We start from the raw sequence: 24,932 nt of genomic DNA, 5'->3' as shown, positions 1-24,932 counted from the left end.
GGTCAAATGCAGGAGGCGGTACAACAGGTCTAGCCGGCTATCGGTGTTGATGACTCAACCAAAGATAAAATAAGCCGCCGCCGCGATCAGTCCTACACTCAACGAAACAAACGACACAAAAGACACCCATTGAAATGCCTTGGTGGTCTCCACCGTAGTGGAGAACGCCATGGGCACAAACGTCAGCGGATTGACCACGCCACCAAACATCACCAACGCAACGACCCAGTCGGGAAGCTGAGGATTAGCAAGCGCGGTGACCGCCATCACCGTCCCCATGATGATCCAGTCCAGATGCGCCTGCCGCACGCGCATCGGGTTGACCACACCTAGGGCACGGAGCTTGGCTGGGTAGTCGACGGAAGCCAGAACGGCAAAGCCGGAGAGCGCACCCAACATGATGGATAAGAGCGCTGTAGCCAAAAGTACATGAACCATGAGTTAGCCTTAATGATTCCGGGCCGGCCTATGCACGGCCACCCGGAATATAGGGTTGAGGAGATATTCAGTCGTCGCGCAGCGTTAAGCCGGTACGTACGCGTCGATCAATCGAGAGCTCGAAGACATCCGGGCGCAAGTAATGACCTGCCACATCGAGGTCATGGTGCTGGGCATCGATCTGCGCAAGGTCGATGGTTGCCAGGACAATTCCAGGTTCCCCAAAGAGCGGTGCCGTCACCCAGGAACCATCTGGAGCGACCACACCAGATCCACCATTGAACAGTAAACGCTCCTCCAGTCCGTTGCCGCCAACCCCAAGGCGGTAAGCCGTCAGTAACTCGGCTGGCACATCAGCAACGTTCAGGTACTGGCCAGCGCAAAGCACAAAACAGCGCCCTTCGAAGGCATAGGAACGGGCAGCAACATGGTGCATTTCCGTCATGTCCGGCCATGCCGCCACATGAATCTGTTCGTCTTGTGCATGCAGGGCCTGGCGCGCCAGCGGGTGCCAGTGCTCCCAGCACACCAGCCCTCCCACGCGACCAACCGCGGTATCGACCACCCGTAGACCTGCGGCATCTCCGTTGGCCCATACCGTGCGTTCGGTGTGGGTCGGCGTCAGTTTGCGGTGCACATTCAAAATGGTCCCCTCCGGGCCAATAGTGACTAGAGAGTTGTAGAGCGAGCCGCCGTGGCGCCGGGAGCGCTCGTTCATACCCATCACCACGGTGACTGCGTTAACACGCGCAGCCTCGCGAAGCACCGCAAGGTCATCGTCCATGTCGTCAGGCTGGCCAATAACCGGGCTGTCCGCCAGTAGCTTGGCGTACCAGAACTTGGCTTGCGCATCGTCCCAGCCCGCCATTCCAAATATCCATGCGGGGTAACAGCTCAACCACGTTTCCGGGAATACCACGAGTTGCGCCTCCTTGAGCGCAGCACTCTTGATATGTTCGGCTGCCAGGCGCATCGATTCGGCTCGATCAAGAAGAGCCGCAGGCATTTGCACAATAGCGACTGTTTTTTCGCATTTGCTGATCATCTAAAAACCTTTTTCTGATGGTCGTTTATCGGTGAGCGTTCAGCCGGCAATACCTTCAAGCACGAGCTGACTTTGGCGTTGCGCTGCGATCTCCGATGAGCGTTCGAGGTTGCGCGCCAACCCGAGATACAGGCCGCCGGAAATCAACAAGCCGGGGATGAATGCGATATCCGCACCGCCCAGTGCCGCAGCTACTGGGCCAACGAAAAACGGAAGCGAGAAGAACGGCACCATTGCGACAAAACCAACCAGATAGGCCAGTACACCTCGCCAGGCCCAACGGCCATATACGCCGTGCGGATTGAATATTTCGGCGATGGCGTATTCGCCTTTGCGAATCGCATAAAAGTCGACGAGGTTGACCGCCGTCCATGGGATGAGGAAGTACAGCATAAGCAGTACAAAGCCATTGAAGCTGGCCATATAGGCATCCGGTAACGCCAAAGCGATCACCAGTGACAGCAGGCCCACTACGCTCAGGCCGATCACTCTCACGCGGACACCGGGGCGTACTGGACGGAAGCCGTCCACCGCGCTGATTCCAGTTAGCATGGCGCCATAGCTATTTATGCCGGTGACCGACAACTGCGCGACGGCCCCCACCAACGCGACGAATATGCCAAAGCCAGGGAAGAAATAATTACCGGTTTGCACCAGCGAAACGATGCCATCGGCGCCCGGTATATAGCTGGACAACACCGCTCCCAGCGACATCAGCCATATCGCCGACGCAGTCGCGCCCAAATACGTCCAGAAGATCAGCCTGGGGCTGGACGAGTCTTGAGGCAGGTAGCGCGAATAATCGGAGACATACACCGAATAGCTGATGTTGTACCCAGCAGCAAGTGACAACTGCACGAGAAACGCAGTAGTGTTCCAACCCGAGTTCACCGGTATTGGAGCTGCCGCTGGCAGTGCAGTAACAGCCATCAACGTCACGATGCCAAACACGGCAATTAGCAGATACGTGAGCCAACGTTGCACAAAGTGCAACAGGTCATATCCCACCAGTGCAATCACGATGCTGATCGCAATCAACATGGGGTACCAGAACCACGTCGAGCCCGGCAGAACCAGCTGTATGGCCTGAGTGACCAAAATGACGCCGAATACTATAAAACCGATGTAAACAAAGATGGTCGCCGCAAACGGCACAATGGCACCGCGGCTACCGAATTGCGCACGAGACTGAATCATCTGCGGCAAGCCCATCTTCGGGCCCTGGTTGGCGTGCAAGGCCATGAACACAGTGCCGAAGCCAGCACCTATTGCAATCGCCAGTACACTCCACATTATGCTGAGCCCCATGCTTGGCCCAACAAAGCCGACCATCATGGTGAGAAACACAAAGTTGCCGGTAAACCAGAACGGGCCTTGGTGCCAGACCTTACCGTGCCGTTCTGCACGAGGCACATAATCGATTGAGCGAGCTTCAATGGCGGGCCTGCTCGATCCGCTACTTCGTTGAGTTGCCATACCGCACTCCGTAATCGTTATTTTTGTTCTGGGTGAAGTTTTGCTTGTGTGGGCCGCGGCAGTGGCTCCCCTCCCCGCAACACTGCCGACCAGCAGCACCGCGAGTATCGGAAGAAAAAAATGGCTGGTAAATCCTGCAGTACGGAACCTGACTTACTCGAAATCGCAACTAAAAAACGGCCTCTTTCGGTGCAGTTCAGTCGCATTGATTCGCAAGGTAAATTTGCTGGTATAAGGGCTGTCCCTATAGCGTTTGTGTCTCTACATCGGAGGTTTTGATGCTCACTAATCTCTCAGACGTGGATCTGCGCAAACTGCGCATCTTTTGCACCATCGTCGAGGCTGGAGGCTTCACTGCCGCGCAGGTACGCTTAAATACCAGCCTGCCTCGCTTGAGCACATTGGTGCGAGATCTGGAAATTCGCCTCGGCTACTCCCTCTGCCGTCGTGGCAAGAGCGGCTTTCAACTTTCCGAACAAGGCGCCCAAACTTATGCAGCGGCGCAGGAACTGTATGCTGATATCGACCGCTTTCATCGGCGGGTAGTCATGCTTAACGAAAAGTATCCAGAGTTCTTGCAGATAGGCAGCGTCGATAACCTGCTTTCGCTAGACCAGGCACCGCTGCCGCAGGCCCTCGCTTCCTTTCGCCTGGTTTCGCCCAGTACCCGCATCGACCTGCAGGTAATGCGTGCCGACGAGCTTGAGCAAGCCGTGCTCGAAGGGCGTCTGCACCTCGCCATCGGTTGTTTTAACCACCAGCTTTCAGGCCTGCATTACCAAGCTCTATTCGAGGAAGAACAAAACCTGTATTGCGGGCGTGGTCATCCTTTCTTTGCACGTCCCGACGAGCATTTTACGGACGAAGAGATCGGTGCCGCAGATTACGTAGACCGTGGCTACATGCTCGAAAGCCGCCGGCCGCACAAATTGCGCTTCGGCAACTCGGTAAGCGCTTTCTCCATGGAAGCCATTGCCACACTGATCGCTTCCGGCACCTGCATCGGCTACCTACCGACCCACTACGCCGATATCTGGGTAGCACGTGGCATGTTGCGTGTAATTGCACCGCAGCGGCTGAGGTATAACGCAGCATTTCACAGCATCACCCGACAAGGGCAAGTCCCGACAGAGTCACTGGCCAAGCTGATGCAAGCGTTGCAGGCCGCAAAGCACTCGGTGACATTGAACTCGAGCACGCGAGCTTGAAAAATGACAAACAAACCCGTCCGTCGAAAGCACTTTTCCATACCCTCGGCAAATGGCTGTCGAATACAGCGCCCTTCATTCGCTCATGATTATTTCCTCCACTTAAGTGGAGGACTACAGAACAGTAATAAGTCCACGCAAAGCGGTACGTTGTGATCGGCTGCTTTTAGCCGAAAGCGGTCGTTCCTAAGAACCTAGCTTGAATTCCGCTTTGACTAGGGCTCAAAGCAGCTCATCGCAAAACGGCAAGTGTATTAGCCAATCTCCACCATCAACTCGTACCCAATGGAGCGAAAGGACTTTGTCAGTTCGATGCTAAAAACAAACGAATTGCGGAAGCGATCGCCCAAATCCCAGGCAATAAAAAACCCCGTAGACGTTAATCTACGGGGTTTTCAAGGGTGGAGGCCGAGGTCGGAATCGAACCGGCGTAGGCGGATTCCGTCCGGTACCAGTTGGTCGCAATACTGGGAGATCCGGTAGAGCTCCCACTTGTCCACCATCCACGGCTTGATGCGGCGGCCTAGACCGAAGCGGTCACTGACAGTGATGTCGTAGGTGATCCAGGTTGGGTTGTCAGTCCAGGCCAACTTGAAGCTACCGTCCCAGATACCGGAGTAGGTCCTAGCCACAGGGTTGTAGTTGGCCGGCACAAGGACCCTCTTCAGCTTGGTCTCCACTGTGACGGCTGGGATGCTACCGAACTGCTCGGCCGAGAACTCGATGTAGAGCAGCGCGGTGTTCGGGTAGCGCAGCTTTGCATCGATGACCTCGGTGAAACCCGCGATCTGCATGATGTCGGCAATTTTGTTGTTGTTCTGGTTCGGGGTGATGCGGGTCACCCTGAGCAGCCAGCCGCTGGTAGCTGCCGGCAGATTGATGCGTAGGGTACCGAAGTCGGACAAATCGGTTAGCTCAAGCAGTGAGAGGGGAGGCACAGGCCTGTTCATTCGCTCACCTTCGCGATTCCTACATGACCTCAATGTGGCTCTTGAATGCAACCAATGCCGAGACGATCTGCTTACTGATCTCTGGGCTCCCTGCGATGTCCGCCTCATTCATTCCTTTTGCGAGCAGATTCACAGTTATCGACGCAGGCTCGACAACTATTGCGGACATGGTGTTCAGCACCAAACGAAGCGCCGCTTGGGCATGACTCGCACGAGGTGAAGCGTTAAACAGTGCAACCGGCTTACCAGGAAATTCATGGCTGGCCACAAGCCAATCTAAGGCATTCTTGAAAGAACCAGGTATTCCACGAGCATACTCAGGGCACGAAATAAGGATGCCATCTACCTTACCCACCAAAGCCCGTAACTCTCTGACGCTCTGCGGCGGATCATCAGCCAGGTCCGGATCGAAGTGCGGCAATTGACCAACCGCCAGATAGTGCTTGATCGACACCCCCTCAGGGCTCAACACCTCAGCCGCACGTAGCAGTGCAGAGTTAGAAGATGCTGCGCGAATGCTTCCGGACACCGCTAACAATTGGACCATTTGTAAACATTCCATTCCCTAGTGAGATAGCACAGTGTCGCATACGTGAATCAGGGCGTTCACAGACATGACTGGAGCCCTCTCCGATACCAGGCCCTGGGCGGTGCGAATACTCCTACCCTACAAGCAGGCGATCACGCACCAGACCCAGGCGGCACACCACATATCCTCGCGAATTCCAGTATTCGGCGCTCCACCCCACGCGAGTGCGAACGCCTCCAAGGCATGCCCGAGGACTACACCCTAATCCCCTGGCGCGGCAAGCCTGCCAGCGAATGCCCAGACGGCCCACGCTACAAGGCGATCGGTAACAGCAAGGCAGTCACCGTCGTCCGCTGGATCGGCCAGCGAATCCTGCAACAACTCTAAACACCCCACTCAACAATCGGAAAGCCTGCCGGCGATGGCGGGCAAAGCAACCCGCCCGCTGAAGTCCCCACCTGGAACTTTGATTTGTCGCGAGTGAGATGAAATGCGCCCAAGGAAGACCCGTAGGTACATGCGCGACATCATCCCGAAAAAGTCGGAGCGCACTCAGAAGGACAACAAGGCCGAATTGAGGCAGCTAAGGCCAGTTTTTGACGAGATACCGGTGGATGCGGTTACGCCATCGATGATTGCTGCCTATCGCGATAAGCGATCCGCGAAAACCAGAGCCAACAGAGAAATCGCCTTACTGTCTCACGTCTTCAATATTGCGCGCGAATGGGGTTTGACCAACAGAGAGAACCCCTGCCAGGGCGTTCGTAAGAACAAGGAAACGCCGCGCGACTATTACGCAAACGACGCGGTATGGAAGGCGGTCTATCAGAAAGGCGAAATTGAACTGCAGGAGGCAATGGATCTGGCCTACCTGACCGGCCAGCGCCCAGCCGATGTCCGACTAATGCGTGTCGATGATGTGGAGGGAGTGTATCTGCGTGTTGACCAAGGCAAGACCTCCAAGAAGATCCGAATCCTCATGGAGGTCGATGGCCAGAAAAATAGCTTGGGCCTGCTCATCGAGAGAATTATTGCCAGACCGAAAAAAATAAACTCTGGCTATTTGATCGTGAACAAGTCGGGGAAGAAGGTCTCCGAGCGCATGCTATGCCAGAGATGGGACGACGCCAGGTCAAAAGCCGTGGCTGAGGCTATCGAACAAGGCGACCAGGGCCTGGCTAAGAAAATCGCAGGGTTTCAGTTCCGTGATATCCGACCGAAGGCGGCATCTGAAATTCTCGACCTGGACGACGCGAGCCGGCTTCTCGGACACTCAAAACAGGAGACCACAAAGAAGATTTACGTTCGAGTTGGCGCCATCGCAAACCCGACGAAATAGGAAAGTTTTGGTACGCCAGCCTTAAAGTTTTGGTACGCCAGCACTTTCATACAGGCAATAAAAAACCCCGTAGACGTTAATCTACGGGGTTTTCAAGGGTGGAGGCCGAGGTCGAAATCGAACCGGCGTAGGCGGATTTGCAATCCATGTAAAACCTCCATGTTTTCAGTAAGTTAATGAGGAATCGGTTCCGCAAGTAACATACTCTAGCAGGACTGGAGCCCACGGCCTATAGGGGGTAGGATTTTGATTGCGGAACTGATTTCTTAGTGGATCCGAGTGGTCAAAAGAGGTCAGTCATGGGCGGCTGCTTTCGGCGGTGAATTCAATCGGTTGATCCTGTGAGGCCGTTCAATCAACTCAACAATGATGATTGTCAGTGGCTAGCGTGCCGAGATAGGCTCCCTCTTCGGTGCTCATCGCCATCGACGGGGTTATCAAATCGAAGAAGGGACGCGAGAATTAATGACTTCAATCATATGCTGGAATAACAAAAGCGAAAAATGGTATCCAGGACTCTGGGCAGTTGCAGACTCTAGAGTCTCAAATAACACAGGGACAATGACAGATAGCTTGCAGAAGTTGTTTGTTCTACCTGTGAATATATATCAGGGCGAATCTACTATAACTCGAAAGCACTCTCGCAAGATTTTGAGTGTTTGTTACGGGTTTGCGGGGAGCACACTCATCGGGACTAGCGTAAAAGACATCTTGGCGTTGTGCTTGGACAATCTGACCGAGATGAATTATTACGACGAGAACGGTGACATATCTAAGTCAATCGAAGAGCGAATGCCAAGCATTGAGGATATTGCTAAATTAGCGCAAAAAATAGCGCAAAAGTATCTGATAGCTATGGGATTTTGTTTTCCGGATAGTGCTCGCTGTGAAATCGTAGTTTTCGGCTTCTGCAAACAACACAACGGTACAAAAATATATATTCTGAAGAATTCTCCGGAACAGCCGGCAAAAATCAGCTTTGAAGAGAGAATTATTTCTGATGAAGAGTACGTAATTTTAGGAGACCGGAAGGAGGATGTTCGAAAGGAAATTGAGCGTAAAAATATTAAATTTGCCGAAGAACAAATTTGGAAAGACAGAACCCCGATTTTAGCATTGCAGCAGATAATTAAAGACTCTTCGTTAGCAACAATTGGTGGGCACGCTCAAATTTGCTTGGCTAATCGGTTTGTTTCTCGCACCATGTATATTTCGGATGTTACTAGCAAAGAGTTTTCGCTTCTTGGCTTTGACATGTTTACTGATTTCGGGAGGCTAGGTGGCTTTTCTATTTGTTTCAACCCATCCCTGGCCATTGAAGAACATCTTATCGAGTAATAATTAATTCGCCTTTAGACTGGGCTGCCGGTACAAATTATTGCCTCGCGCGAATGGCGTCCGACGGCAATTTCTGCCCACCTCTCGACCTACTTCGAAGGGGCGACTGTTGCTCTCAGCAAGAGGCAGCTTTCGGCCAACAGCGGTCATGCGACGTCAACAAAGCCAGGAGCGATTCGATTGGTTGAGATGACGCGCTAAAAAATCAACAACAAAGGAAATTCAGATTGATGAATCATCAAATAGTCGAATTAAAACGTGAATTACTAGACTCCTCCAACCAAGACAAATTAAAACTATCAGCCTGCTGGAATAGCTTTGGCCTGTATCACCAAACCCAATACGTCATCAGATTAAGCTACTCAGTCCACAATTTAGTTGAAAGCGCAGTCAAAAAAAATGGTAAAGACATTACATGGGAAGAGTTTCAAGCTTTTTCAACCTATCTACACGAAACAGTACACTGGTGGCAATTTAAGGGATCCACAATCGGATTTATAATGAGTATGTGTTTTCCTGCACAAGCCCATTCAAACCTTGAGTCCCTACAGCATCTAGCAAAATCAAAACTTGCAAAAAAGCCTTTATTCAACTGGGCTGAGGAAGAGATGCGTCAAGGGAGAGATCATCAAACTCCAGATATCGCTTTTGCAAACAGAGCAGTAAACAACACTTTAGATATAGAGTTCTATAGAAGTCTAATACTAGACCGCAGCCGCCTCAAAGAACTCGCACCTGAACACTATTTCACCTCTACAGCTCATTCATTCTACATAGCATATGACATGAGTATAAACTCTCTAAGAGCAGTATTCGATCCCGAAGCGAAATTCCTACCAAATCCTGACACTTGGCGTCCTGGGCTTGAAGAGCAGGAACATAAAAGAAAAATCGGTCATTTTTATGGCTCCCCCATCCCAATTTACGCTATTAAAGGTCTTGATATAATTGAAGGCCAAGCAAGGTTCATTCAGCTCCAGTTTTTATCCTCAGCGTCAAAAAACAAACTTACAATTCAGCAAGTAAAAGAAGATGGATATCTTCAAGGCGAGTACGGCGACGCCTTTAGATTTTTTTTGGAAAGCACCAATAGCAAAGAGCCCGAGCTCATAGATAGCCCTCTCGTGGGCCTCTTCCTCCTTTTATGTGACATTTCGCTAAACCCTATTGAAGGATTCCCTAAAACCATAGAAAATATTGAAAAATTCCCTGAATCAATCGATTGTAGCTGTAGATTCATATCTTTATGCGCTGCAGTAAAAGAAAACCCTCAAGTTAAAAACCACATAAAAGACTACAGCAAGAAAGAGTATTTTGAGATAGCGCAAATATTAACAAACCACTGCAACTTTGAACATCCTCACGAAATACCATCTTTGATAAAAAGATGGGAAAACGACCACAACTCCATTAAGGAGCTTCTCAACCAACACAAAGACTTTAGCTACGAAAAAGACAATATCGTACTAAAAGTACTTTTCTCTCATTTTCTGTCCTTCAACATCGACAAATACCAAGCCCCTGAATTTTTCTGTTGGGCTGGAATACATCTTAACTTTAAAAGTAAAGATCTAAACGCAGAAGAGCTGTGGCTTAAGAATCTTTCTCTTTATAGTGATAGTGCAAACGATCAAACCATTCTCCCGCGCATGTTACCCGGAAAGCCAGAAAAAAATATAAAAGACACCTTCAACGCATTTTATGCTGCAAACATCCTTTACAGCACAAGCAATCAATGGGTGATGCAAAAGGGACCATTTAAATATGATTTTTCATGGCTAAACGAACAAACAGAACCAGAAACTACAGAAAAGAAAACAAAGGAACTATTTGAGAAACTCTACAGTATCAATCCAGATAAAATCCCATACTAACTCTACACCCTCGTGCATCCTCAACCTTCGTTATCAACTTCACAACCTGATAACGAGGGTTAGATTCCCGCTCCACTATCTTAAGGACTCCAGCCTACCACGCTTCAACTAGGTGTCTGTTAAAGCGTCTATTTTTCGTTTTCTCAGACCGCTTACAAATAGAAACAGACACCTGCGCTAGATCACTCATCAAACTCATCCGCTCCATCGGCATTCCAAAGCACGGCCCCTACAGACCTACTTGCACACTACCTCCCAAAGCTGATCAAGCTTCGTGGTATAGCTTTTGCTCATCATCTCCCGTCGCATCCCCCATTCCGGGTTGGTTGGGACGCTGGCTGACCGCAGCGTTCCCCTGCCCCACCGGCCATTGATCTGATCAAGGACCGCCATGACCTTCGTGGCTTCGGCCGGCTGAGATGTAGCGAAGAGATCGTCGGTGTATTCGCCGGGCTGGCACAGGTTCAGCAGCATCACTTCAGCCTTGCTGTAGTTGAAGCCAGGCCTGAACACCCGATCAAGAGCATCAACCGCCGCCCTGGTCAGCAGCCGAACATCGTCCGTTGGGTATGGCAGATCCACTATCACGCCATTGGCGTACTTGGCCTCCTCCGGATTGAACATGCCCGTGCGGATGCTGACGCGGATCTTTTTGCACAGGGAGTTCTGGGCGCGGAGCTTTTCCGAGGCACGCATCATGTAGGTAGCCACGGCCTCTTTGATCGGCGCCAGTTCCTTGAGCCGTTTGCCGAACATCCGGCTACAGCAGATCTCCTGTTTGGGCGGGTCGGGCTCGTCCAGCTCCAAGCACGGCGTGCCGGCCAGTTCCCGGGCCGTCTTCTCGATCACCACACTGAAGTTCTTGCGCAGCGTCCAGGGGTCGGCCTTGGCCAGGTCCATAGCGGTCTTGATACCCATGGCGTCCAGGTGCGCTTTCATTCGCCGGCCTACGCCCCAAACCTCTGAGACATCGGTGTTGCGCAATACCCAGTCGCGTTTGACCTGGTCGCAGATGTTCACGACTCCACCGGTTTGCGCCTGCAGGCGCTTTGCTGTGTGGTTGGCCAACTTGGCCAGGGTCTTGGTGTGGGCAATACCGACGCCGACCGGGATGCCGGTGCAGCGCAGCACCTGGGCCCGGATCTGCCGGCCGAGCGCGTCCAGGCCATCGATCCCCGTTAGGTCGGCGAAGGCCTCATCGATGCTGTAGACCTCGACCGCCGGCACCATCGACTCAATCAGGGTCATCACTCGCTCGCTCATGTCGCCATAAAGCGCGTAGTTCGATGAGAACGGGATGATGCCGTGCTGGCGCAGTTTTTGTTTGATCTGAAAATACGGCTCGCCCATCTTGATAAAGGGCTTGGCATCGTAGCTGCGGGCGATGACGCAGCCATCATTGTTCGAAAGCACCACAATCGGGACCTTGGCCAGGTCCGGCCGGAATACCCGCTCGCAACTGGCATAGAAGCTGTTGCAGTCGATCAGGGCAAATACAGGCGCGACCTTAGACGGCGCCTCTGACCTGGCAGTGCTGATCCGCCAGTTCCAGTTCAAGGACATCCGTCCGAAAGCGGCCAGCGAAATCGAATTGACTCACGCAAGCCGCCTGCTTGGTCACTCCACTGAAGAGATCACTAAAAAGATTTATAGGCGAGTGGGGGAAATTGTAAATCCAACAAAATAGCCAACTAATTCATAGCATTTAGTGACCATGCCCAACCCCATAATGCGTCCCAGTACTATTAATAGGTTTCCCAGGCGACTCTCTTAAGAACTCCTCATACTTTGTAATATTTAAACGCTTCAACCACAACAAGTAACCCGACGAAACAATTGCTAAAATATAAGGAAGAGATCTGGCTATCGAAAAGCTACTTAAGGGTTGAGAGAATCCAGGTACAACACGATCAAAGAAATGATAACCAAGGACTAACAAAGCCAAAACAAGACCCAGCATCATCTGAATTCTAAGATGGTATATCATTTTATTTGTAGGGCGATGCGACCCAAAATAATAATGAATCTCCTTCAAATCCTTCTCAACCAGAAACTGTCGCTCAATATTTGCAATAATCACTAAATTTCGATTATACCAATAAGCAGCATCAAATAAATGCGCCATCAACCACAGAGACAACAACAAAACAATACAAACTGCAAAATCAAGTGACACAATGTTTTTTTCAACCAGTGCAAATACTGCGAATGCACCAATCAAAACCCCAACACTTTGCCAGACAACTAAAATATGTCGATTTATGTCATTAAACATCTGATCATACATCTTCAAAAGTAAGTCTTCTCTGCTCATGTTGGCTCTCCAATAAGCGCCTTTACGTCTGGATGTACAGAGTAATTCATCCACAAATGGTTAATGTTTTCGATTGAAGCGGTTAGGCATTGCTCGTACCCCCCTACCGGATGCGGTATGAATCGCCTACCGTCAAAATAATCGCCATACCTTGCGTCAAGGGTAAATCTATTACAATCAATCGAAAATACCTTCATAACATCCGCCAAAGAACGCTGCACATCTGGACGCCCCCCAAGAAGATGTACCGGCCTATCAAAGCTTTCGATTGAAACCTTCGTCCCCCCGTATCTTGTCGGCACACTGTATGCAAGAATGAACTCCTTAGGTATTAATTCTTGCAAGCGACCATTCAGACGCACGTCCTTGGGTACAATTGCCACATGCATACTATGTCGACGAAGTTCTTCTGCCTCTCTGATTATCTCATCCAAAGTGTAAATACACTCTACATCTCGAGCTATAGTTATTCTTGGCGTAACTTTAGCAGCTGCATCTAGATGCATTTCAAAATTGTAGCTTTTCCAGTTGATATCTAAGAACCCTTCACACCCAAACTTAAAAGTTTTTACATCCCTTAAATTTGTATATCTCGCACCTGGATACCACCCATACTTCTGCGCAATCGTTATAACTTTCTTGCTATGCGCAACAAACTTCACAATTTCCATATAGTTATATTCCGGCTGAAATTTTAACTCCCCCCTACGACAGAAACATCATACCCACCCGCATCTGATTGCGGAACCCAACGACGAGCCTTAAATGAACTCTTTACGGTTTCAAAATCGCAACGAACGGGAGGGTGTTGCGGAACACATTCTAAAAGTTGCGGAACGATTCCTAAATCGAAGGCAATAAAAAACCCCGTAGATCATTGATCTACGGGGTCTTTAGAGTGGAGGCCGAGGTCGGAATCGAACCGGCGTAGGCGGATTTGCAATCCGCTGCATAACCATTTTGCTACTCGGCCCCAAATGTCCAATGCCTGAAACACAACACTGGACACGTACAAACTGGAACGGCTAACGAGATCAACTTCATCTCGTAACTCTTTGATTTCTAAAGAGTTTTTCCGTTTCCTCGCTGAGGAATGGTCGCAATTATGGACGTGTTTTCCATTCCTGGCAACTCCTATTCGAGATTTTTTCTGCCGGGCTGTTTCTACAGGTTTCCGGGCTGAGCCAATCCGTCGGGCGAACAGCCTGGTGTTCGCCAACGAGGCGGGATGATTGCACAAACCCATCCAGATAGCTGCCCCCTTCTGTGTTTGCCCACCTACCCGATCGGGTTATGGCGTGGGCCGGGGCGCTCGCGGACAGTTACGCCAACGGCTCGACCCGGGCTCCTTCCATCACGTTCAAGGCGGAATTGAAGTATGCGTACAGCTTTCCCTGCGATGTTTGGCGTGGTTCTGGCACTGACGACGGCTTGGGCCCAGGCCGGGGAGCCTGGAGACAAGACCCTGCGTTTGTACAACTGGTCGGACTATATCGGCGAGAACACCCTCGCCGGGTTCGAGAAGGCCACCGGGATCAAGGTGATCTACGACACCTTCGATTCCTATGAAACCGTCCAGGGCAAGCTGCTGCCGGGGCGCTCCGGCTACGACCTGGTGGTGCTCAACGCGGCCCTGGTGCCGCCCTTGATCAAGGCGCGGGTGTTCCAGCCGCTGAACAAGGCCTTGCTGCCCAGTTGGCAGAATCTCGACCCGCAGGTGCTCAAGAGCCTGGAAAGCTACGACCCGGGTGTGCAGTACTCGGCGCCCTACACCTGGGGCAGCAATGGCGTGACCTATAACGTCGACAAGGTCCGCGAGCGCATGCCGGACGCGCCCATCGGTTCTCTGGCCATGCTCTTCGACCCCAAGGTGGTGTCGCGCTTCGCCGATTGCGGGGTGACGCTGCAGGATTCGCCCACCGACATTCTGCCGCTGGTGCTGGCTTACCTGGGGCGCAATCCCAACAGCGCCGCCCCCGAGGATTTGAAAGCGGCGCAGGATGCCTTGATGGCGGTGCGCCCCTATATCCGCAAGTTCGACTCCACCAGCTACCTCAATGGCCTGGCCAATGGCGACCTGTGCGTCAGCGCCACCTGGTCCGGCGACTACGCCACGGCCCAGGCCAGGGCCAACGAGGCCGGGGCACCGGTCAAGCTCGACTATTTCATTCCCAGGGAAGGCTCGCTGATCTGGTTCGACGATTTCTATATCCCCGCCGACGCGCCGAACGTGGCCAGCGCCCATGCCTTTATCCAGTACCTGCTGCAACCTAAGGTCATGGCCGAGGTCAGCGACTACATCCGCTACGCCAACGCCAACCTCAAGTCCACACCACTGTTGAGCGCCGAGGTGCGGGACAACCCGGCGATCTACCCCGATGCCCAGACCCGCGAGCGGCTGTTCACCCAGAAGATCCAGACGCCCGCCAGCACCCGGCTGATCACCCGTACCTGGAACATGGTGAAGATCGGCAAGTGAGCGCCCCCCGAACCCACAGACTTTCCACCCCATATTGCTACCCGAGGTGAAGCCCATGGCTATCCAACCCGACGCCTTCTTCCAGCAGTTCGACGATTCGAAACTGGTGGCCGCCGACAAGGCGCACTACATGCACGGCTTCCATATGTTCGACGAACACCGCGAGCAGGGGTCGTTGAATATCGCTGCCGGCGACGGCGCCTACATCTATGACACCGCCGGCACCCGCTACCTGGATGCCGTAGGCGGCATGTGGTGCACCAATATCGGCCTGGGCCGCGAGGAAATGGCCGAGGCCATCGCCGACCAGGTGCGGCAACTGGCCTACTCCAACCCGTTCTGCGACATGGCCAATGTCAGCGCCATCGAGCTTTGCCAAAAGCTGGCAAGCCTGGCCCCAGGGGACCTGAACCACGTGTTCCTGACCACCGGCGGCTCCACCGCGGTGGACACTGCCTACCGCCTGGTGCAGTTCTATCAGAACAGTCGCGGCAAGCATGAGAAGAAGCACGTGATCTCGCGGCACAACGCGTACCACGGCTCCACCTTCCTGACCATGTCCATCGGTAACAAGGCCGCTGACCGAGCGCCTGAATTCGACTTCATGAGCGACCTGTTTCACCACATCTCCTGCCCCAACTACTACCGGGCGCCGGCCGGCATGAGCGAAGCGGACTTCCTCGAGTTCCTGGTAGCGGAATTCGAAGACAAGATCCTCACCCTCGGCCCGGACAAGGTGGCGGCGTTCTTCGCCGAACCCATCATGGGCTCCGGTGGGGTAATCATTCCTCCCGAGGGTTATCACCGGCGCATGTGGGAAATCTGCCAGCGCTACGACCTGCTGTATGTCGCCGACGAAGTGGTGACCTCCTTCGGCCGCCTGGGTGCTTTCTTCGCCTCCGAGGAAGTGTTCGGCATGCAGCCGGACATCATCACCACTGCCAAGGGCCTGACCTCGGGCTACCTGCCCCTGGGCGCGTGCATTTTCTCCGAGCGCATCTGGCAGGTCATCGGCGAGCCGGGCAAGGGTCGCTGCTTCACCCACGGTTTCACCTACAGCGGGCATCCGGTGAGTTGCGTCGCGGCGTTGAAGAACATCGAGATCATCGAGCGGGAAAACCTGCTGGCCCATGTCGAAGAGGTCGGCGTCTATATGGAGCAGCGCCTGCAGACCCTGGCCGAACTGCCCCTGGTGGGCAGCGTGCGCTGCAAGCGGCTGATGGCCTGCGTCGAATTCGTCGCCGACAAGCGCACCAAGGCGCTGCTGCCCGACGGGCTGAACATCGCCGAGCGCATCCATCTGCGGGCCCAGGCCAAAGGCTTGTTGGTGCGCCCCATCGGCCATCTCAATGTGATGTCGCCCCCCTTGATCATCACTCGCCAGCAGATCGACGAAATAGTCGCCACCTTGCGCGACTGCATCCTCGAAGCCGCCGCCGAACTGCGCCAGAACGGCCAGTACCTGGGCCAATGACCCCTAGCCGCTGGCAGCGCGAATATCGGCCCGGGGTCTTACCGGGCCTGCGCCCGACCGTTAGACTGCCGGGCATGAGCGCACCAGCAAACACTTCTACCGCCCCCCTCAGCCTCCCTGCCCTGCAGGCCTGGCACGCCTGCCTGGCCCAGGCCTTCGGCAGCGTGGACGATGGCACTTTCCTGCAGCACCTGGCGACGGCGCTAAACGCCCTGACGCCCATCGAATCGATGATGATCAGCCTGGAACGCAAGGGCCTGCCACCGCAATTGCTGCATGAACGGGGCATAGTCGGCGCCTACCGCGACGAAATCATCAACCGCTACTTTTCCCGCGGTTATCTGCTGGATCCGTTCTGCCTGGCGGTGGAAAACGGCCTGGCCGAAGGTTTCTATCACCTGTCGGAAATCGCCCCGGACGACTTCTTCAGCAGCGAGTACTACAAGACCTACTACCTCAAGACCGGGGGCGCGGAAGACAGTTACTACATCGTCGACCTCGATCCCCAGAGCAAGATTTCCCTGTGCATGTTCCAGGGCCTGAGCGGCGAGCGCTTCGCCAGCGAACCCCTGGCGCTGCTGCGGGCGGTGGAACCGCTGGTGCGCGAGCTGATCCGCCGTTTCGGCAGTGGCGGCCTGCAATCGCTGTTGCGCCAGGCCAGTCAGGACGAACTGCCCGCCCCGGCACCGGCCAACTTCAACCAGCAGATCGAAGCGGCATTCATGAGCTTTGGCCAGCCACTGCTGACGGTTCGCGAGCGCGAAATTGCCCACCTGATCCTGCGGGGGCACTCGGTAAAATCCACGGCCAAGGTGCTGGAGATTTCCCCGGAAACCGTGCGCATGCACCGCAAGAACCTCTACACCAAGCTGACCATCAACTCCCAGGCCGAGCTGTTCGCGCTATTCATCGACTGGCTGACCCAGCCCCCACCGACCAGCCAAAGCCCCCTGTAGGAGCGAGCGTGCTCGCGCTGCACTCAAAAACGCCGCGGTCACTGAGTGAACGCGGCGTTTTCGTTGACGATCTTCGCGAGCAAGCTCGCTCCTATGGCCTTTCCATCAGCGAGCGGCCCAGGCGTTGAAACGCTGCTCCAGCTCCTCGCCATGATCGACCCAGAACCCCGCATCCACCGCCCTGGCGCCCTTCAAATTGGCCTCGAAGGTCGGCAGTTGCCGCTGCACCGCCTCAGGCAGCAACGGCAGCGCCTGACGATGCACCGGCCCGTAGGGGATGTTTTCAGAGAACACTTTCTGCGCCTGGGGCTGGCTGGCGAACAGAATGAAGGCTTCGGCCAGGGCCTTGTTCGGCGAGCCCTTGACCACCGCCCAGTACTCCGGGTCGTACAGGCTCTGGGGCCAGAGGATACTCAGCTGCATGCCCTCCTTCTGGGCCATGGCAATGCGCCCGTTGTAGGCTGCGCTCATCACCACGTCACCGGCCACCAGCCACTGCGGCGGCTGAGCCCCGGCTTCCCACCACTGGATATAGGGCTTGATCTGGTCGAGCTTGGCAAAGGCCCGGGTCACGCCCTCGGGGGTGTTGAGCACCTGATACAACTGGGCAGGCGCCACACCGCCGGCCAGCAAGGCAATTTCCAGGGTGTACTTGGCGCTCTTGCGCAAGCCGCGCTTGCCGGGGAAGTCCTTGAGGTTCCAGAAATCCGCCCAGGACTGCGGCGCCTTCGCCAGCTTCTGCGGGGCAAAGGCCATGACCATCGACCACACATAAGTGGCGACCCCGCATTCGGTCAACGTGCCGGGCACGTACTGCGCCGGGTCCCCGAAACGGGCCAGGTCCAGGGGTTCGAACAGGCCCTCGTCACAGCCACGCAGCAGCTCCGGGCTCTCCACTTCGACCACATCCCAGCTGGTCTTGCCGACATCGACCATGGCCTTGATCTTCGACAGCTCGCCATTGTATTCGCCGGCCACTACCCGGGCCGCCCCGCTCTGGTTGAAGGGCTGGAAGTAGGCCTGCTCCTGAGCCTGTTTGGTGGCTCCGCCAAAGGAAATGACCGTGAGGTTCTGCGGCTGGGCGTAAGCCCCGGTGCACAGCAAGACCCACGACAACGCAACGCCGCAACGCAAGGTGTTGGACATGAAACCCATCCTCAAGAAAGCCGGCTCGCCCGCACGAACCCGCACAACAAGAGCCTGGAAGCGACCGTATGCAACGGGCGGTACAGCACCAGGCACTACGAGTCTTGGTCAGCGGCGCAAGGGCTCGCGCGGCGCAGGCCGCGTAGCCGGATCATCACCGTTGCGGGCTCTGCGGCCCTGATCGTTTGGTGTAGTGGCGACCCGTCCGGAGCAACCGGCCGTGGTCATGCGCGAATGGCAGTTCATCGCTTGCTCCCTGTTGTTTTTGTAGGAAGAACAAATCGATCGGCAGTGCATCGCAGGAGCGCCCGTGGCAGTCGGGCAGGCGGATGCAGGGGTTCATTGTTTCCATAACCCGGGGCGTTGCGAAACGAGGTTTTTGTGAGGCACAGGCAAGGGAAAAGCTGCCTAGAGGACAGCCGGGGTAAAAAAGCCGCAACTGGGCCGGCCGGTTCAGCGCCAGGTGAGGCTAGAATCAGTTCCTTTCTCCCCCGCGACCCGACGAGATCCGTTCATGAGCTTCGATTTCGATACCCTGCACCCCCGTCATGGCACCGGCAGCACCAAATGGAGCCGCTACCCCGAGGATGTCCTGCCGATGTGGGTGGCGGACATGGATTTCGCCGTGGCCGATGGCATCCTTCAGGCCCTGCGTCAGCGTCTGGAGCACCCGCTGCTGGGCTATAGCGTGGCCCGGGACGAATTGCGCGAGGCTGTGGTCGCCGACCTGTGGGACAAATACGCCTGGCGCGTCAGGCCCGACGAGCTGATTTTCCTCCCCGGGGTCGAGCCCGGGTTCAACATGGCCCTGCACGCCTTCGTCCAGCCGCAGCAGAAGGTGGTGCTGCAAACCCCCAACTATCGCCCCCTGCGCCTGGCCCCGGGCAACTGGGGCCTGGACAAGGTCGAAGTGCCGTTCCAGCTCACCGTCGACGGCACCTACGACACCCCCATGGATGCCCTGCGCCAGGCCTTGCAAGGCGCCGGCGCGATGCTCCTGAGCAACCCGCACAACCCCCTGGGCAAGGTCTTCCCCCGGGACGAACTGCTGGCGGTGGCCACTGCCTGCCTGGACCAGGGCGCGTTGATCATTTCCGACGAGATCCATGCCGAGTTGTGCTTCGACGGCCGCCGGCACATCCCCACCGCCTCCCTGAGCCCGGAAATCGCCCGGCGTACCATCACCCTGATGTCGGCCAGCAAGGCCTACAACATCGCCGGGATGAAGACCTGCTTCGCCATCATCCAGGACCCTGCCACCCGCCTGGCCTTCAACAATGCCCGCGCCGGCATGGTAGACAGCGTCAGCCCCCTGGGCCTGGAAGCCACCCTGGCCGCCCTGACCCACGGCGGCCCCTGGCTCCAGGCCCTGCTGGGCTACCTGCAGGCCAACCGCGACTACCTGCTGCACGCGGTGCAGACCCGCCTGCCCGGCATCCGCATGCACGCGCCCCAGGGCACCTACCTGGCCTGGCTCGACTGCAGCGCCCTGGGTCTCGACGACCCCCACGCCTTCTTCCTCGAGCAAGCCAAGGTCGGCCTCAGCGCCGGCCTGGAATTCGGAGACGACTGCGGGCAGTTCGTGCGCCTGAATTTCGGCTGCCCGCGGGCCTTGCTGGAAGACGGCATCCAGCGCCTGCAGGACAGCCTGCAACGGCGCTGATTCTGCAACCCCCACTTCGTCCCCGACACCGCAGCCGCCAGATCCCCCCTGGCGCTGCGGCCCGCCCCCCAGCCTCGCCCCGCAACTGCCCACCGGCCCTTCGGCGCGCCGCGCCTTGACGCGCGAACAATGGATCCATAAATCCCCTTCACTGGTTCCAAAACCCCTATAGCAGCCGATTATCGAACACTAAATCAGCATATTTGTTTGACACCCCCAGAGCGCCAACCATTTAATGGATCCATTAAATAAAAACAACAAACGCCTGGAGAGACGTCATGTACCCCAAGAATGCCTGGTACGTTGCCTGCACCCCCGATGAATTGCAGGGCAAGCCCCTGGGCCGGCAGATCTGCGGCGAACACATGGTGTTCTACCGCGCCCATGAAGGTCGGGTAGCCGCCGTCGAGGATTTCTGCCCCCATCGCGGCGCGCCGCTGTCCCTGGGCTATGTCGAGAACGGCAACCTGGTATGCGGCTATCACGGCCTGGTGATGGGCTGCGACGGCAAGACCGTGGAAATGCCCGGCCAGCGGGTGCGCGGCTTCCCCTGCAACAAGACCTTCGCCGCGGTGGAGCGCTACGGTTTCATCTGGGTCTGGCCCGGCGACCAGGCCCTGGCCGACCCGGCGCTGATCCATCACCTGGAATGGGCCGACAACGATCAATGGGCCTATGGCGGCGGGTTGTTCCACATCCAGTGCGACTACCGGCTGATGATCGATAACCTGATGGACCTGACCCACGAAACCTACGTGCATGCCTCCAGCATCGGCCAGAAGGAAATCGACGAGGCGCCACCGCAGACCACGGTAGACGGCGATCAGGTGGTCACCGCCCGGCACATGCACAACGTCATGCCGCCGCCCTTCTGGCGCATGGCCCTGCGCGGCAACCAGCTGGCCGACAACGTGCCGGTGGACCGCTGGCAGATCTGCCGCTTCAGCCCGCCCAGCCATGTGCTGATCGAAGTCGGCGTGGCCCATGCCGGCCACGGTGGCTACGATGCCCCTGCGCAGTACAAGGCGTCGAGCATCGTGGTGGATTTCATCACCCCAGAAAGCGACACCTCGATCTGGTACTTCTGGGGCATGGCGCGCAACTTCAACCCCCAGGACCAGGCGCTCACCGAGAGCATCCGCGAAGGCCAGGGCAAGATCTTCAGCGAGGACCTGGAGATGCTTGAGCGCCAGCAGCAGAACCTTCTCGCCCATCCCCAGCGCAACCTGCTCAAGCTCAATATCGACGCCGGCGGCGTGCAGTCGCGCCGGGTCCTGGAGCGGCTGATCGCCCGGGAGCGCGAGCCCCGGGAACCCTTGATCGCCACAAGCCGTTAACCCCCCGAACCCGACAGGCTGGCGGCCCGGATGCGGCCACCGGCGAGGACCGATGATGATCGACGTACTGGTGGCCGCGCGCCACGACGAAGCCCTGGACATCTGCAGCTTCGAACTGGCCGCGGCCGACGCAAGCCCCCTGCCCGCCTTCAGCGCCGGCGCCCATATCGACGTGCATCTGGCCAACGGCCTGGTGCGCCAATACTCCCTGTGCAACCACCCCGCAGAGCGCCACCGCTACCTGATCGGTGTGCTCAAGGACCCTGCCTCCCGCGGCGGCTCCAGCAGCCTGCACCAGCAACTGGAGGTGGGCACGCGCCTGCGCATCAGCGAGCCACGCAATCTCTTTGCCCTGGAGCACGCAGCACGGCGCAGCCTGCTGTTCGCCGGCGGCATCGGCATTACCCCGCTCCTCAGCATGGCCGAACAGCTGGCCCACAGCGGCGCGGATTTCCAGCTGCACTACTGCGCTCGTTCGGCCCAGCGCGCGGCCTTCGTCCAGCGCTTGCAGGCCTCGCCCTTTGCCGAGCGGGTGAGCCTGCATTTCGACGAACAACCGGACACCGCCCTGGATATCGCCCAGGCCCTGGCCGGGCCCCGGGACGACGTGCACTTGTATGTCTGCGGCCCCGGTGGCTTCATGCAACACGTGCTGGACAACGCCCGGGCCCAGGGCTGGAAGGAGCAATGCCTGCACCGCGAATATTTCAGCGCTGCGCCCATCGACCACAGCGCCGACGCCAGCTTTGCGGTGAAGCTGGCCAGCAGCGGCCAGGTGTTCCAGGTACCGGCCGATCGCAGCGTGGTCCAGGTGCTGCAGGACCAGGGCATCGAAGTGCCGATTTCCTGCGAGCAAGGGATCTGCGGCACCTGCCTGACCCGGGTGCTGGAAGGGGTGCCGGAGCACCGCGACCTGTTCCTCACCGAGGACGAGCAGGCGCGCAACGATCAGTTCACGCCCTGCTGTTCCCGGGCCAGGAGCCCGCTGCTGGTGCTGGATCTGTAGAGCCTCACTGCGGGCGCAGGATCAGCCTCATGCGCTCGTCGGCCACGGCCGAGCCGAAGATCTCGGCATAGCGCAAGGTGGCGTTGGCATGCTCGCGCATCAGGGCCTCGGCCCGCGCACCCTGGCCATTGACCAGGGCATCGAATATCGAGTGATGCTGCATGTGGGCATAGTTGAAGCGCCGGTATTCCCGGGCCATGTCCTGGCGGTCTACTGCCAGGGCGGTGACCGAGGCGAACGGCAGGTGGTCGTTGCGTGCCAGGGCATCGGCGATCGCCGGGTTGCCGCTGCCCGCCACGATCACCTGGTGAAAACGCATGTTGAGGTCGTGATAGAGCTCCAGATCCTCTTCGTTGACATAGCCCTTGTCGAACAGCGCATCGCCCTCGACCAGGCAGCGTTCGAGAATCGCCCGGCCCTCGGCCGACAGCCCGCGCTCGGCGGTCTGGCGCGCCGCCAGGCCTTCCAGCACCCCGCGCACCTCCACCGCCCCGGCGATGTCTTCGGCGCTTACCGAACGCACCTGAAACCCGCGACCGCCGAACCGCACCAGCAGGCCTTCCTGCTCCAGGGTGCGAAAGGCCATGCGCACCGGCATGCGTGACACCCCGAACAGCTCGGCGGTGGGCACTTCCATCAAGCGCTCGCCTGCCGCCAACTCGCCCGAGGCGATCATCTTGCGCAGCGCGACCAGCACCGTTTGACCGGGTTTGCTCATCCGGGCAGCTTCCTGAAAACGTGGGCGGCCATAGTAACGCAAGCCCCCCCGCAACACGCACCCCGAGATTGCCATAGCCATACGAAGCAGCACGAAGCGGCGGCTACCTTGTAGCCGCTGCCGAGCCTCGGCGAGGCTGCGCAAAGGTCCGCAGGACCTTGCCTGGCGATCTGCCACCGGACCTCCAGCGCTCGTGGAATCGCTGCGTCTGCTGCGTCGGAATGCCGCCCAAGCCGTTCGCAGCCTTCGGCAGCGGCTACAGGGTTTTCAGAGCGACAGCGGGTAGCTGACAATCAGCCGGGTCTGGTCGAAGTCGCTGTTGAAGCTGCGTCGGTTGGTGGCGTTGTTCAGCCGCAGGCTGAGGTTCTTCAAGGTGCCGCTCTGCAGGGTGTAGCCGATCTCGGTATCGCGCTCCCACTCATGGCCGTCATTGCCCACCTTGGTGGTGGCGCTGTCGCCACGACCGTAGCGCACCATGGCCAGCAGCCCGGGAACCCCCGAGGCGGCGAAGTCATAGTCATAACGCACCTGCCACGAACGCTCGCCGGCGTTGCTGAAGTTGCCGTTGAACATGTCGTTGCCCAGGGTCCGGCCGCTGCTGCCGTAGACCGACATCCAGGGGCTGTCGCCGCTGACTTTCTGCAACCCCAGGTACAGCGTGTGCCCGGCCCGGGAGGCGGAGAACAGGCCATAGGCGGTGTGGCTGTCGACCCGGCCGATACGCGCGCTGCCATCGTCGCGGTCGATGAAGTAGCCCAGGTTCGCCCCCAGGGTCCAGTCCCCCAGCAGTTGCTTGTGCAGCAGGTTGAAGTAGCTCTGGCGGTAGATGTCTTCCAACTGCGAATGCCAGACCCCGAGCAAGGTGCGCTGCTGGTTGAAGCGGTATTCGGCACCGGCGTAGTTGAAGCCGTCGGACTTGACCCCGGGCGCGGCCCAGGCCGAAAGATCCTGCATGTCCGAGGAGTTGCGCAGGCTGACGGCACGGTACTGCCCGGCCTGCAGCCCCAGGCCGCTGATCTCTCGGGAGACCAGCATGGCCCCGCGGAAGGTCTGCGGCAGCAGGCGGCCATCGTCATAACGCAGCAGTGGAATGTCCGGCAGCAGCTCGCCGACCTTGAACTCGGTGGCGGAAATCCGCGCCTTGAGGGCCGCTCCGGCGCGACCGAAATTGTCCGCCGCGCGCCCGTCGTCGTGCACCGGCAGCAACTCCGAACCGCTGGCCTGGCGGCTGCTGTCGAGCTTGAGGCCGAACAGGCCGATGGCGTCCAGGCCAAAGCCCACGGTGCCCGGGGTGTAGCCGGAGCTGAACTTGAGGATAAAGCCCTGGGCCCACTCCTCGACCTGGCCCTTGGGCGCGTCATGGTCACGAAAATCCCGGTTGAAGTAGTAGTTGCGCAGCAGCAGGTCGGTCTTGCTCCCCTCGAAAAAACCGCTGTCGTCGGCGGCCCAGGCGGGCACGCACAGGCCCACGGACAAGCAAGCCCCCACCAGGGAACGGCACTGCATCGGATGACGGGTGTTCATTATTATTGTTCTCCGCTTTTCATAGGCGCAGCCGTGCCCGACAGGCCGACAAGGGCCCGCGCGCTCACGGATGCTCAAAAGCCCGGCCAGGGGGGCCGGGCGTTATTCAAAGGTGCCG

19 protein-coding genes, 1 tRNA gene and 4 pseudogenes are annotated in these 24,932 nt (G+C 57.0%); 12 read left to right on the top strand and 12 right to left on the bottom strand.

Going from position 1 to position 24,932, the window contains the following annotated elements; genetic code table 11:
- Nucleotides 1-54 precede the first annotated feature (54 nt).
- From AC1RCO_RS03425 to AC1RCO_RS03415, 3 genes are all read right to left on the bottom strand, one after another.
- Entirely contained in the window at nt 55-438 is a 384-nt protein-coding gene (locus tag AC1RCO_RS03425; protein WP_011061741.1) for a hypothetical protein, read from the bottom strand.
- 67 nt (nt 439-505) lie between these two features.
- Nucleotides 506-1,483, bottom strand: coding sequence for a carbon-nitrogen hydrolase family protein (locus tag AC1RCO_RS03420; RefSeq protein WP_053152175.1), 978 nt, complete (start codon nt 1,481-1,483; stop codon nt 506-508).
- Nucleotides 1,484-1,522: 39 nt separating this feature from the next.
- Nucleotides 1,523-2,959 carry a purine-cytosine permease family protein gene (locus AC1RCO_RS03415; protein ID WP_072441521.1) on the bottom strand — a complete coding sequence of 479 codons (1,437 nt, stop codon included), beginning with the start codon at nt 2,957-2,959 and terminating at the stop codon, nt 1,523-1,525.
- Between the two features lie 278 nt (nt 2,960-3,237).
- Here AC1RCO_RS03415 and AC1RCO_RS03410 point away from each other — a divergent pair, with 278 nt between their 5' ends.
- Nucleotides 3,238-4,167 (top strand): LysR family transcriptional regulator, encoded by a 930-nt coding sequence (locus AC1RCO_RS03410; protein ID WP_210711719.1) that lies wholly within the window; start codon nt 3,238-3,240, stop codon nt 4,165-4,167.
- Nucleotides 4,168-4,607: 440 nt separating this feature from the next.
- Here AC1RCO_RS03410 and gpJ read toward each other — a convergent pair.
- A pseudogene (gpJ, locus tag AC1RCO_RS03405) lies at nt 4,608-5,057 on the bottom strand (TipJ family phage tail tip protein); the annotation flags it as partial.
- Between the two features lie 79 nt (nt 5,058-5,136).
- On the bottom strand, nt 5,137-5,664 hold the full coding sequence (locus tag AC1RCO_RS03400) for an NADPH-dependent FMN reductase (protein WP_019095841.1): 528 nt from the start codon (nt 5,662-5,664) through the stop codon (nt 5,137-5,139).
- Nucleotides 5,665-5,781: 117 nt separating this feature from the next.
- Between AC1RCO_RS03400 and AC1RCO_RS03395 the strand changes: the two are divergent.
- From AC1RCO_RS03395 to AC1RCO_RS03380, 4 genes and pseudogenes are all read left to right on the top strand, one after another.
- Nucleotides 5,782-6,033, top strand: a pseudogene (locus AC1RCO_RS03395) (DNA cytosine methyltransferase); the annotation flags it as partial.
- 124 nt (nt 6,034-6,157) lie between these two features.
- Nucleotides 6,158-6,985, top strand: a pseudogene (locus AC1RCO_RS03390) (phage integrase); the annotation flags it as partial.
- Nucleotides 6,986-7,708: 723 nt separating this feature from the next.
- The gene (locus AC1RCO_RS03385) at nt 7,709-8,323 is read left to right on the top strand and encodes a hypothetical protein (RefSeq protein WP_492617391.1); all 615 of its coding nucleotides are present in this window, start codon (nt 7,709-7,711) and stop codon (nt 8,321-8,323) included.
- A 230-nt stretch (nt 8,324-8,553) separates the two neighbouring features.
- Nucleotides 8,554-10,197, top strand: coding sequence for a hypothetical protein (locus AC1RCO_RS03380; protein WP_492617390.1), 1,644 nt, complete (start codon nt 8,554-8,556; stop codon nt 10,195-10,197).
- 237 nt (nt 10,198-10,434) lie between these two features.
- Here the strand turns inward: AC1RCO_RS03380 and umuC are convergent, their stop codons facing one another.
- Nucleotides 10,435-11,754 (bottom strand): translesion error-prone DNA polymerase V subunit UmuC, encoded by a 1,320-nt coding sequence (gene umuC, locus AC1RCO_RS03375; RefSeq protein ID WP_492617389.1) that lies wholly within the window; start codon nt 11,752-11,754, stop codon nt 10,435-10,437.
- Here umuC and AC1RCO_RS03370 point away from each other — a divergent pair.
- A pseudogene (locus AC1RCO_RS03370) lies at nt 11,708-11,884 on the top strand (tyrosine-type recombinase/integrase); the annotation flags it as partial. The gene umuC and the pseudogene AC1RCO_RS03370 sit on opposite strands and share 47 nt — an antisense overlap.
- Nucleotides 11,885-11,902: 18 nt before the next feature.
- Here the strand turns inward: AC1RCO_RS03370 and AC1RCO_RS03365 are convergent.
- From AC1RCO_RS03365 to AC1RCO_RS03355, 3 genes are all read right to left on the bottom strand, one after another.
- Nucleotides 11,903-12,511, bottom strand: a complete 609-nt coding sequence (locus tag AC1RCO_RS03365; RefSeq protein WP_492617388.1) for a hypothetical protein — start codon at nt 12,509-12,511, stop codon at nt 11,903-11,905.
- Nucleotides 12,508-13,182, bottom strand: a complete 675-nt coding sequence (locus AC1RCO_RS03360; protein ID WP_492617387.1) for a DUF6610 family protein — start codon at nt 13,180-13,182, stop codon at nt 12,508-12,510. Before AC1RCO_RS03360 ends, AC1RCO_RS03365 begins: the two co-directional genes overlap by 4 nt.
- A 228-nt stretch (nt 13,183-13,410) precedes the next feature.
- A tRNA-Cys gene (locus AC1RCO_RS03355) sits at nt 13,411-13,484 on the bottom strand.
- Nucleotides 13,485-13,889: 405 nt separating this feature from the next.
- Between AC1RCO_RS03355 and AC1RCO_RS03350 the strand changes: the two genes are divergently transcribed.
- The 3 genes from AC1RCO_RS03350 (at nt 13,890) to AC1RCO_RS03340 (ending at nt 17,420) form a co-directional block, all read left to right on the top strand.
- Nucleotides 13,890-14,990, top strand: coding sequence for a polyamine ABC transporter substrate-binding protein (locus AC1RCO_RS03350; protein WP_103408302.1), 1,101 nt, complete (start codon nt 13,890-13,892; stop codon nt 14,988-14,990).
- 55 nt (nt 14,991-15,045) lie between these two features.
- Nucleotides 15,046-16,464 carry an aminotransferase gene (locus AC1RCO_RS03345; RefSeq protein ID WP_011061747.1) on the top strand — a complete coding sequence of 473 codons (1,419 nt, stop codon included), beginning with the start codon at nt 15,046-15,048 and terminating at the stop codon, nt 16,462-16,464.
- A 74-nt stretch (nt 16,465-16,538) separates the two neighbouring features.
- The gene (locus tag AC1RCO_RS03340) at nt 16,539-17,420 is read left to right on the top strand and encodes a helix-turn-helix transcriptional regulator (RefSeq protein ID WP_072450108.1); all 882 of its coding nucleotides are present in this window, start codon (nt 16,539-16,541) and stop codon (nt 17,418-17,420) included.
- Between the two features lie 105 nt (nt 17,421-17,525).
- On the opposite strand, the gene AC1RCO_RS03335 is transcribed toward AC1RCO_RS03340, so the two are convergent.
- A complete protein-coding gene (locus AC1RCO_RS03335) occupies nt 17,526-18,566 on the bottom strand; it encodes an ABC transporter substrate-binding protein (RefSeq protein WP_492617386.1) in 1,041 nt (346 codons plus the stop codon).
- Nucleotides 18,567-19,080: 514 nt separating this feature from the next.
- Here AC1RCO_RS03335 and AC1RCO_RS03330 point away from each other — a divergent pair.
- The 3 genes from AC1RCO_RS03330 to AC1RCO_RS03320 all read left to right on the top strand — a co-directional run bounded on the left by AC1RCO_RS03330 (nt 19,081) and on the right by AC1RCO_RS03320 (nt 22,572).
- Complete coding sequence (locus AC1RCO_RS03330) at nt 19,081-20,229, top strand: MalY/PatB family protein (protein ID WP_011061750.1); 1,149 nt, start codon at nt 19,081-19,083, stop codon at nt 20,227-20,229.
- A gap of 278 nt (nt 20,230-20,507) precedes the next feature.
- Complete coding sequence (locus tag AC1RCO_RS03325) at nt 20,508-21,566, top strand: Rieske 2Fe-2S domain-containing protein (RefSeq protein ID WP_401332466.1); 1,059 nt, start codon at nt 20,508-20,510, stop codon at nt 21,564-21,566.
- Between the two features lie 55 nt (nt 21,567-21,621).
- Nucleotides 21,622-22,572, top strand: coding sequence for a PDR/VanB family oxidoreductase (locus tag AC1RCO_RS03320; protein WP_065364243.1), 951 nt, complete (start codon nt 21,622-21,624; stop codon nt 22,570-22,572).
- A gap of 4 nt (nt 22,573-22,576) precedes the next feature.
- Here the strand turns inward: AC1RCO_RS03320 and AC1RCO_RS03315 are convergent, their stop codons facing one another.
- Nucleotides 22,577-23,290 (bottom strand): GntR family transcriptional regulator, encoded by a 714-nt coding sequence (locus AC1RCO_RS03315; RefSeq protein ID WP_011061753.1) that lies wholly within the window; start codon nt 23,288-23,290, stop codon nt 22,577-22,579.
- Between the two features lie 267 nt (nt 23,291-23,557).
- A complete protein-coding gene (locus tag AC1RCO_RS03310) occupies nt 23,558-24,796 on the bottom strand; it encodes an OprD family porin (RefSeq protein WP_405046088.1) in 1,239 nt (412 codons plus the stop codon).
- Nucleotides 24,797-24,932: the final 136 nt, after the last annotated feature.

It is taken from the genome of Pseudomonas sp. GW823-FHT03E05, assembly GCF_058796855.1.
Note: the sequence above shows the minus strand (reverse complement) of the source record. Positions and strands in the feature narration are given on the sequence as shown.